Origin of the sequence: Flavihumibacter sp. CACIAM 22H1, assembly GCF_001601815.1 — a bacterium.
Classification (GTDB): Bacteria; Bacteroidota; Bacteroidia; order Chitinophagales; family Chitinophagaceae; genus Flavihumibacter.
In genome coordinates this window covers 1-10,052 of record NZ_LUKG01000034.1, presented here as the reverse complement: position 1 = coordinate 10,052, position 10,052 = coordinate 1, and the positions used below count along the sequence as shown (strand labels likewise).

The window sequence follows — 10,052 nt, the reverse complement described above, 5'->3', positions numbered from 1 at the left end:
TTGACGATGAAAACCTGACCGATTTACCTACCCGTTTTTTTGTAGGCGAATTGATCCGGGAACAGATTTACCAGCTTTACCAGGATGAAATTCCTTACCACGCAGCTGTATTGGTACAGGAGTTTAAAGAAAAAGCCTCCCTGGTTAAAATCATGGCCGATATTATTGTGCATAGAGATACACAAAAAGGCATTATACTGGGCGAAAAAGGGAAAATGATTCGTGAACTTGGCACCCGCTCAAGGCAGGAGATTGAAAAATTTCTGGGACAAAAAGTGTTTCTTGAGCTATTTGTAAAAGTTCGCCCTAAATGGAGAGATAATGATTTGTACCTTAAAGAATATGGATATAAATAAACTGGCTCAGGGGAAGTAAGGTTTGTAAAAAAATAAATTTATCAAATGTCCGGATATACAGTTGCAATAGTAGGTCGGCCCAATGTAGGGAAGAGCACTTTTTTTAACCGATTGCTTGAACAAAGAAAAGCCATCGTGGATGATGTTAGCGGGGTTACCCGCGATCGGCAATACGGAATTGCTGAATGGAATGGTAAAACATTTAATGTAATTGATACGGGTGGATTTGTACCAAGGAGCGACGATGTTTTTGAGCAGGAAATAAAAAAACAGGTACTGATTGCATTGGATGAAGCAGATGCTTTGATTTTTATGACCGATACGGCTACAGGCATTACCGACCTGGATGAATCCATGGCAGATGTACTCAGAAGAACGACCAAGCCGGTTTACCTGACCGTAAATAAAGTAGATAATAACCAGCGCATGCTGGATGCAACTGAATTTTACAGCCTTGGTTTCGATAAAATCTTTTTTGTGTCCGCAATCAGCGGAAGTGGAACCGGCGAAATTTTGGATGCCGTAGTAGAAGCTATTCCGGAAGACAGGCTGGCCGACGACGAAACAGCCGACATTCCAAAATTTGCGATTATCGGGCAGCCGAACGTAGGGAAATCATCTTTGCTAAACGCCCTGGTGGGGCAGGAAAGAACTATTGTAAGCGATATCGCCGGTACCACGCGCGACACGATCCATACGCATTACAATATGTTTCAGAAAGAATTTGTGCTGATTGATACAGCGGGTATCCGCAGAAAGCAAAAAGTACAGGAAGATCTTGAGTTTTATTCCGTTATCCGAGCTATCAAAGCAATGGACGAGGCGGATGTGTGTTTGCTGGTGCTGGATGCGGAAAAAGGAATTGCTGCACAGGACCTGAGTATTTTTAGCCTGGCAGCCAGAAAAGGAAAAGGCCTTGTAATCCTTGTAAATAAATGGGACCTGGTGGAAAAACAAACCAATACCGCCCGCGATTACGAAAAACTGCTGAAAGAACGACTGGCTCCATTTACCGATGTGCCGGTACTCTTTATTTCGGCGAAGGATAAACTGCGCATATTTAAAGCCATTGAAATAGCACTGGAAGTAGTAGAGAATAAAAAGAAAAAAATTCCTACGTCGCAACTGAATGATGTGATGCTGAAAGCGATTGCAGCATATCACCCGCCTGTTGTTAGAGGTAACCCGGTTAGTATTAAATACGTAACCCAATTACCTACCCATGTGCCCTCTTTTGCTTTTTTCTGTAATTACCCGGATGATATTAAGGCACCTTACAGGAATTACCTGGAAAACAAACTCCGGGAAAGTTTCGATTTTAAAGGGGTACCGGTTCGTATATTTTTCCGGAAAAAATAACTTATCCCAATGAACTACTCATCAGCTGGCTGGATATGTTCCCTGATATTGATTGCATCCATGTTATGGATGTCTTGTGCTAATCGTAGTGATTCTTCCGGTACCACGGTAGATAGTACTGCTATCAAAGCCGCAGTTGACTCTGCCGTGGCTGTTTCGAAGGACGCTGCTTCTGCAATTGATTCAACGGTAAAAGCTGCCATTGACTCCAGTAGAGCAGACAGCTTGAAACAATAGAAGGATTACCGTTTTTTAACCCAACCTGCTTGTTTCTCTTCATTTTTCTGTCCAGGTACTATAATTTGCTGGCAGAAAATGTGGTGTATGAAAAAGTGGAGTTGGATTTTCCTGCTGCTATCTCAAATCAGCATAGCGCAGAAGCGGTGGACGGGCAATAATGGTACGGCTTATTGGAACGATCCGCTGAATTGGGAAGGAGCGAAGCTTCCTGATAGTTTAGACAAGGTTTTACTCGATAATAGCTTTTACCCGGGAACCTATGAAATTATACTGCCCGACGGACCTGTTGTAATTGAATCTATTGAGATTGCTCCGCTGGATAATTTTACTATCCGGTTAGTATTACCTGTTACAAATTTGCTCACCAGTACGGCTAATTCTCTTTTGCCCAGAGCATTAACGACGCTGGGAAAAGGGTATTCTGTTCATCTTAGAAAAAATGCTGTAGTACTCAATGCATCCGGAAGTAACAGTGGATATGCACTGCGCATCCAGGATTCAATTCGCATTGAAAACGGGGCCCGCTATATTCACCGGAGCAGAACAGGGCATGCCGACCTGGTTAACCAGCTCAGCCGTACTCCTGGCACAGAAAAAGGGGTCTTCAGGATGGAAAATACAGATGCAGCATCTACGCTGTCGATTAGCGGGCGGGTTTTTGGTAGTCTTGAATTATCCAGTGCGGGCAGTAGTTCCGGCACCACCACCTATTCCTCTTCCGGCACTAGGCCTGTTCGCATAAGGGGAGATCTGGGATTGGATAGCGGTACCGTATTTTCTCTTCATTTAAGCGATACGGTTTTTTTAGCGGGTGAATTGAGGATGAATCAGGCCGCTCTGAACCTGTCTACCGGTAATCGTTCTTCTTGTATAGCACTAAGCGGTAACTGGACGCAGGTACAATCACTCATCTATGAATCCAATTCAAGCAGTCATACGGGAACCATAGTACTGAACGGAACAGTGCAGCAGTTGGTACATACAGATGGATGGATCAGAGACAGTATACGTGTTGTGCTGGACAACAGCAATGGAGTGCAGTTAACAACTAACTGGCCATTGCCCTATGAATTGGTGCTACAGGAAGGAATTATAGAAACAGGACCCTACCAGGTGCAACTTATGAAAACTGCCCGCTTACACGCAGTTCCTTCCAGGTTAAATGCAGGAATCGACGGCACAATCCGGAAAGATTTTCATGCGACAGAAAGTTTACTGATCCCATTCCGGAAAGATGCCGCCAGCAGTACTGTGCAGGTAAGAGGTTATGCCGGGTCCATGCAACTGGCGTATCATTTTAAGGACGCAAATATACCTGGCCAGCAACTACAAACGGGATTGGCTGCGGTATCAGCCATTGAATATTGGGAAGTGGAGGCCTTGCCTGCTACCGGCTCCCCTGGCCCCGTACTCGAAGTCAGTTATGCTGATCCGCAGAGTGGTGACATTAAGGAGGCTAACCAATTGACTATTGCCGCTTATACAGCGGGCTTCTGGAGCGATGTAGGCGCTGGTTTAACTGCAGGATCTGGAAATGCGGAAGGCGGGTTAAGAACCGTACCGTTGTCAGGTGATCAGTTAAACGCTACTCGCTACGCTTTAGCGAACCGGGTAGGCGGTTCCAATGTATTGCCGCTGGTATTCCAGTCTGCCTGGTTTTCCGGGGAAAGGAATAAACCGGAGTTACACTGGAAAGTAGCTCCTGGTATACGAGTTGAAGGGTTTGAAGTAGAAACTGCAGCCGACGGACGGTTGTTTGCAAGACTTTGTGCTGTTTCCCCGGCAGCAGGACAAACGCATTACCGGCAAGCCCTGCCCGTTGCCCGGTCGGGAATTTTTTATCGCATTAAACTGTTGGCTGAAAACCAGCGGGTATACTATAGCGAAACACTCCGGCTTCCGGCTGAACGATCCTTGGATAGTTTTCGCGCTTATCTGGTAAAAAACCAACATTCGCTTGTTCTGACCAGTGAAGAAGCGGGCGGCTATTTGCTGGAACTCTTTAATACAGGCGGGCAGTTGCTGGAACGAAAAACCATCTGGCAACCGGTAGGTACTGCTACGCACGGGTTGCGCCTGCCGGTTCAGCATCACCAATTGCTTATTATTAAATTAACCGACAAAAAAGGAGTAACCCGGTCTTTCAAACAGTTCTGGTAAAAGAATCAAAGCAACCCTTCTATTTTCTTTTTGAATTGCCGGAATGCTTTTTGTTCATCGGAAATAAAACTATTATCGTTTAATTTACCGACTACAATGTCCATTTCTTCTTCACTATTATAAACCATTTTCCGGAATTCATTCTGGTAGTCCTTGGCCCTGCTTTCGTAAATTCTCTCCGTCATTTCTTTTCGAAGAGATATGGCATCTGTAAGCACCTGGCGAACCATATGTGGGTCAGTAGAAAGATCTATTCCATGCCTGTTTTTATAAATTGCCAGAGCATGCATCAGTTTGTGATCGGGGTAAAGATTGCTTTCCTGCTGGTATAGATTATGTAATGCTTCCCAACTGCTTATTTTACCTGTACGGATAGCCTGTAGCCAGTTTTGTACCGTGGTCTTTTCAATTAATTGTCCGCCTATGTTTTCCCAGTCGAACGCTTTACCTGCTTTAGGTAGTCGGGCAATCATTCTGTTAAGCGTGCTTAACGGATGCCTGTCAAAAAAACCTAAAAGTTCTCTGGCTACATAATAATCCAATAACCTTGAAAACCACTGATAGGCAATTGCTGCTTTACGGATGATAACCGGCCGGTTGCTGTTTTCGGCTTCCTCAAGAAGGATGACCAGGTCCTGGATAGCGGTTTCTCCCTGCTCCAGTAAAATTTTACCCTTCTTGCTCATTTGCCGTTCGGTAGCTTCTTTTCCTTCTTTACGATACCAGGCCTTTCCTGTTTGCAGGGTAAGAATGGCAAGTGCCTCTGATAATTCCGTAGCAGTATCAGGAGCCAGGTAATCATATTCTATTAACTGTATCTTGGTGATACGCTGATCCCTTGCCACATATTTCCAGGAGTTTCTTGCCAGCGCATACATATTGTATTCAAACCAATATGCCGGCATCACTACCAGTTGATCATTGGTAACATCATTGCTGATCAATGAAAAGGGGAGGCGGATATTTAATTCTGCCGGAAAATCGCCTTTTGCTAAAATTGAAAAAGAGGCAAATTTGGAGTTGTGTTTAAGACTAACACAGAGTCCGGGCCAGAATCCCCGCCCTGCAATTAATTCACCATCTGCTGCTCTTGAGTTATGGTTTGAACCGATGGTTGCACCCGCAGCCATATTTGATTGCCCCATTACCAGGGCGGCACAGAGAAAAGAATTGTTATGGTGTTGTTCATGTGCAGGAAAGATCAGGGAATTCAGGACTTCGCAACAGGAAATAGTAGCATTATTTCCCAGGTAAGAGTTAATAAGCCGGGCCCCATACTTTAATTGAGAATGACTGGCCATCATAAAGCGTACTGCTTTAACGCCATAAAATACCCGGCAGCCTTCCCCTATAATTCCATTCACCAGTTCACAGCCTTCGCCTACCTGCGTTCGGGCATTGGGTTGTGAATGTATGGTTACATTTTTTATTTTATTGGCGCCTTTGATATAGGCATCGCTGCCAATTAATACATCTTTTAATATCCTGCTGTTTTTAATGACCGTGCGGTCCCCGATCTTGCCATAATGTCCTCTTTCAGCATCGAAACGGGTATTGGTAAATTGAACAAAGCGTTGTTGCAAAAGATCGTCCTGCCGGTTCCTGCTCCATAAATAAGCATCACCGGGTAACATGCCATCAAAAGGTAAAATGCGTCTTCCGCCATTTTCATTGCAGATTTCCAGCCAGATTCTTACTTTTTCGTCTTCGCCTTCCTTAATTATGCCATTACCAAATTTGGAGTGGCTGGAGGTAGCGAGTTCGTTAATGTTCACCAGCATTACTTCGTTTCCAATAATAAAATGCGATAGGTAATTGACATTGTCTACAACTACATTATCGCCGAAGTCGGCGCTGATGATTGTGCTATTGTATAAACCCACCGCCATTCGTAGGTTATTAAATTCCAGGCAATATGGTTCCAGTTTGCCTATTCGGACCAGCCCATAGAATTTACAGTTTTTTACCAGTTCAGGGTTGAACGCATCTGAAACCAGCAGCTTATTCCAGTCGTCGCTTTGGTTTCTGTTACGTACCAATACCTCAATTTCATAGGCGGTTAACTGCCTGTATCGGATGCCACTGTTGTTCTGCCGGTTTCTATGAAAATACTCATCCTTTCCTTCCTTCAGGAAACGGTCTTCAACGAAACCATAACCCAGGGATTGAAGGGCATGTTTTTTAATAATGTTCATATTGCTGGATTATTCAACCGTTACACTTTTTGCCAGGTTGCGGGGCTTATCAACATCCAACCCTTTGGCTACTCCGATATAATAGGCAAGCAGTTGCATAGGAATTACATTTATGATCGGAGCAATTAATTCATCGGCATAGGGAACTATGATCAGGTCGTCTGCTAGGGCATTGGCTGAATCATCGCCTTCACTTACAACGGCAATTACCTTGCCTTTTCTTGCTTTGATTTCCTGCATATTGCTCAGCACTTTTTCATGAAAACTATCTTTAGTAGCTACAAAAAATACGGGAAGCTGATCGTCTACCAATGCAATCGGACCATGTTTCATTTCTGCCGCGGGATAACCTTCGGCATGTATATAGGAGATTTCTTTAAGCTTTAAGGCACCCTCCAGTGCAATGGGGAAATTGTAGCCACGGCCCAGGTAAAGAGCATTGGCCGCTTCTTTGTATTTATGGGCTATAGCTTCCACTGCTTCTTTCTGCAACAGGGCGGTAGCAACTTTCTCCGGTACATCGTTCAGTTCGTTCAACAGGTGCATATACCTTTTTTCGCTGATACAACCTTTCATATAACCTAACTTCAACGCCATCATGGTAAGTACCGCCAGTTGCCCCGTAAATGCTTTGGTGCTGGCTACACCTATTTCCGGACCGGCATGTGAATACGCACCGGCATGTGAAATCCTTGCAATAGAAGAACCTACCACATTTACTACCCCGAGGATAATGGCGCCTTTTTCCTTAGCACTTTCTATGGCAACCAGGGTGTCGGCAGTTTCTCCACTTTGCGAAATCGCTATAATTACATCCCCTTTTGCAATTACCGGGTTTCTGTACCGGAATTCTGAAGCATATTCCACTTCAACAGGTATCCTGGTCAACTCCTCAAAAATGTATTCAGCTACCAACCCGGCATGCCAGCTGGTTCCACAGGCAATCATAATAATTCGGTTAGCTGTCATTAACTGCTCGGCATATTGTTGAATTCCGCTCATTGTAATGCTACCCGCAGCAGCATCCAGTCTTCCCCGGAGGCAATCGAAAATTGTATGGGGCTGTTCGAATATTTCTTTCAGCATAAAATGGTCGTAGCCGCCTTTTTCAATGGCTGCCAGTTCCATATCGAGCTTTGTTATGAAAGGGGTGATTTTTTCATTACCGAGGTTTTTTAAAATCAGTTCATCGGGGCGTATTATAGCCACTTCATAATCATTAACATATACCACTTCTTTGGTGTATTCAATAATCGGAGAGGCATCGGAGGCAAGAAAATGTTCTCCTTTACCGATCCCAATTACCAGCGGGGAGCCTTTTCTGGCAGCAATAAGGGTGTCGGGATTGTCTTCGTCCAGCAAAACAATTACATAGGCGCCCACTACCCGTTTTAACGCTATACGCACGGCTTCTTCCAGAGAGCCACCGTTGTTTAAATGAATGTCTTCAATAAATTTCAACAGCACTTCCGTTGTCTGTATCACTGATAAAACTGTATCCTTTTTTGATCAGGTCTTGCTTGATTTGGGCATAATTCTCAATGATCCCATTGTGTATCATGGATAATTTGCCGTTGCTGGAAGTATGCGGGTGGGCATTGCGGTCGCAGGGTTCGCCATGGGTGGCCCAGCGGGTATGGCCAATACCAATGGTTGCATGCAGGTCTTTTCCTACCAGCGACTCTTCCAGGTCAGCAACTTTTCCCTGCTTTTTATAGACTTTCAGGCCCTTGTTCAGCAGGGCAACGCCCGAACTGTCATAGCCCCTGTATTCCAATCTTTTCAAACCTTTTAAAATAACCGGGTAGGCTTCTCTATGTCCAATATAGGCAACAATTCCGCACATATTTATTATCTTTTTGTGTTATACGAGCTTCGAGGTATAGAACGCAAACATAGTTAAAAAATTATTTAAGCAATCGATTGCGCAGGGGAGAGGAATCGATGGGAAACCATTAAATAAGCTCAGAGCAGTAGTCCCTGCAGGAAGAGATAAGCTACGCTAAAGTAGATAATGAGCCCGGTCACATCTACCAGAGTTGCAACAAATGGAGCCGAGGATACCGCTGGGTCGGCTCCTGCACGTTTGAGGAAAATAGGCAGCATGGAGCCACTGATCGTACCCCATAACACTACCCCCATCAGCGAAATGCCAACGGCTGCACCCAACTGAACATAATGTATACCATAGACTTCCGGAAAAAACTGTGACCAGGCAACCACCCTTATAAAGCCAATGATACCTAAAACGGTTCCCAGTAAAAGGCCGGATATAATTTCTCTTTTTAAGACCCGCCACCAGTCGGCAATCGTAATTTCGCCCACCGCCATAGCCTGGATAATTAGTGTAGAGGCCTGAGATCCGCTGTTACCCCCACTGGAAATAATCAGGGGCACAAATAATGCAAGCACTACTGCTTTGGCAATTTCATCTTCGAAATATCCCATGGCAGAGGCGGTAAGCATTTCCCCGATAAATAAAACCACCATCCAAACGATGCGTTTCTGGAATAGTTTGAAAATAGGCATTTCCAGGTAAGGCTCGTCCAGGGCTTCGGTACCCCCGATCCGTTGCATATCTTCGCTAAACTCTTCATTGGCCACCCATAATACATCATCGATTGTTACGATTCCGAGCAGCAGTTTGTTATCATCAAGTACGGGCAAAGCTACCCGGTTATTCATTTTAAAGGTTTGGTTGGCAACTTCCTGGTCGTCGTTCACATGCAGGGCAATATAGCGGAAGTCAATAATATCGCTGACGATTTTATCCGGACTTGTCATAATCACGTCCCTGATTCTGACGTCATCCACAAATTCGCCTTTATCATTGACCACGTAAATAACATCAATGGTTTCCGATTCCCTTCCCACTTCGCGGATATGATCCAGCACCTGGGTCATATTCCAATCAATATTTACGGTAATATAGTCGGGCGTCATTAGTCGCCCAACGCTTCCTTCGGGGTAGCCCAGGAGCGAGAGCGTAATACGCCTTTCTTCCGGATCAAGTGTTTTGATCAATTCTTTCACTACTTCGTTCGGCAACTCTTCGAGGAAGGAGGTTCTGTCATCGGCCGGTAACTCGTTCAGTAATTCGGCAGATTTTAACGGCGGAAGTTCCTGGATGACCTGTTTTTGTACCGATACTTCCAATATTTTAAATACACTGGCAGCCCGGTGTGTACTCATGTTGCCGATTATCTGACTGGCATATTCGTCGAACTCATCTACCAGCTCAGCAACATCGCTGATGTTCTGGTTATTCAGGAACTCCCGGATGCGCAATTTATCTTCCAGGTGAATAATGGAAGCAAATTGTTCACTGAGGGAGGCCGGTGTTTCGAGGTCTTGCGTCATGGGGTAAAAATACATTTTTATATTGCAGGATGATTTTACCGAGCTGATAATAGCACCTACTGAAAAAATGGGAAGAGGCGTTTTTACGCTGGAAGCCCTGGAGGCGGATGTTCTTATTGAAATTAGTCCGGTGGTGGTGCTTGGGGAACAGGAACGTATACTCCTGGATCAAACCCTGCTGCATCATTACATCTTTGAATGGGGCGATGATCGGAAAGCCTGTTGTGTGGCATTGGGGTATGTGTCTATTTATAACCACAGTTTTGAAAGCAACTGTGAATATGAAATGGACTTTGAGTCCCAGATGATCCGGGTTAAGACCGTACGTGCCGTTGCCGCCGGGGAAGAACTATTTATCAACTACAATGGCGACTGGAATGAT

The 10,052-nt window shown here is 44.7% G+C and carries 9 protein-coding genes; 5 read left to right on the top strand and 4 right to left on the bottom strand.

What is annotated here, in order from left to right; genetic code table 11:
- The 4 genes from A1D16_RS11030 to A1D16_RS11015 all read left to right on the top strand — a co-directional run.
- Nucleotides 1–356, top strand: a 356-nt coding sequence (locus A1D16_RS11030; RefSeq protein ID WP_290709420.1) for a KH domain-containing protein, incomplete at its 5' end; no start/stop codon positions are given.
- Between the two features lie 45 nt (nt 357–401).
- Entirely contained in the window at nt 402–1,715 is a 1,314-nt protein-coding gene (gene der / locus A1D16_RS11025; protein ID WP_290709419.1) for a ribosome biogenesis GTPase Der, read from the top strand.
- A gap of 9 nt (nt 1,716–1,724) precedes the next feature.
- Entirely contained in the window at nt 1,725–1,952 is a 228-nt protein-coding gene (locus tag A1D16_RS11020; protein WP_290709418.1) for a hypothetical protein, read from the top strand.
- 87 nt (nt 1,953–2,039) lie between these two features.
- On the top strand, nt 2,040–4,115 hold the full coding sequence (locus A1D16_RS11015) for a hypothetical protein (RefSeq protein WP_290709417.1): 2,076 nt from the start codon (nt 2,040–2,042) through the stop codon (nt 4,113–4,115).
- Between the two features lie 5 nt (nt 4,116–4,120).
- On the opposite strand, the gene A1D16_RS11010 is transcribed toward A1D16_RS11015, so the two are convergent.
- From A1D16_RS11010 to mgtE, 4 genes are all read right to left on the bottom strand, one after another.
- Nucleotides 4,121–6,310 (bottom strand): DUF4954 family protein, encoded by a 2,190-nt coding sequence (locus A1D16_RS11010; RefSeq protein WP_290709416.1) that lies wholly within the window; start codon nt 6,308–6,310, stop codon nt 4,121–4,123.
- Between the two features lie 9 nt (nt 6,311–6,319).
- Nucleotides 6,320–7,795: a glutamine--fructose-6-phosphate transaminase (isomerizing) gene (glmS, locus tag A1D16_RS11005; RefSeq protein WP_290709415.1), complete on the bottom strand. Its 1,476-nt coding sequence runs from the start codon at nt 7,793–7,795 to the stop codon at nt 6,320–6,322.
- Nucleotides 7,758–8,156: a hypothetical protein gene (locus A1D16_RS11000; protein ID WP_290709414.1), complete on the bottom strand. Its 399-nt coding sequence runs from the start codon at nt 8,154–8,156 to the stop codon at nt 7,758–7,760. The genes glmS and A1D16_RS11000 overlap by 38 nt, the downstream gene beginning before the upstream one ends.
- 119 nt (nt 8,157–8,275) lie before the next feature.
- Nucleotides 8,276–9,670 carry a magnesium transporter gene (gene mgtE / locus A1D16_RS10995; protein ID WP_290709413.1) on the bottom strand — a complete coding sequence of 465 codons (1,395 nt, stop codon included), beginning with the start codon at nt 9,668–9,670 and terminating at the stop codon, nt 8,276–8,278.
- Nucleotides 9,671–9,692: 22 nt separating this feature from the next.
- Between mgtE and A1D16_RS10990 the strand changes: the two genes are divergently transcribed.
- The coding region (locus A1D16_RS10990) for an SET domain-containing protein (RefSeq protein ID WP_290709412.1) at nt 9,693–10,052 on the top strand (360 nt) is incomplete at its 3' end.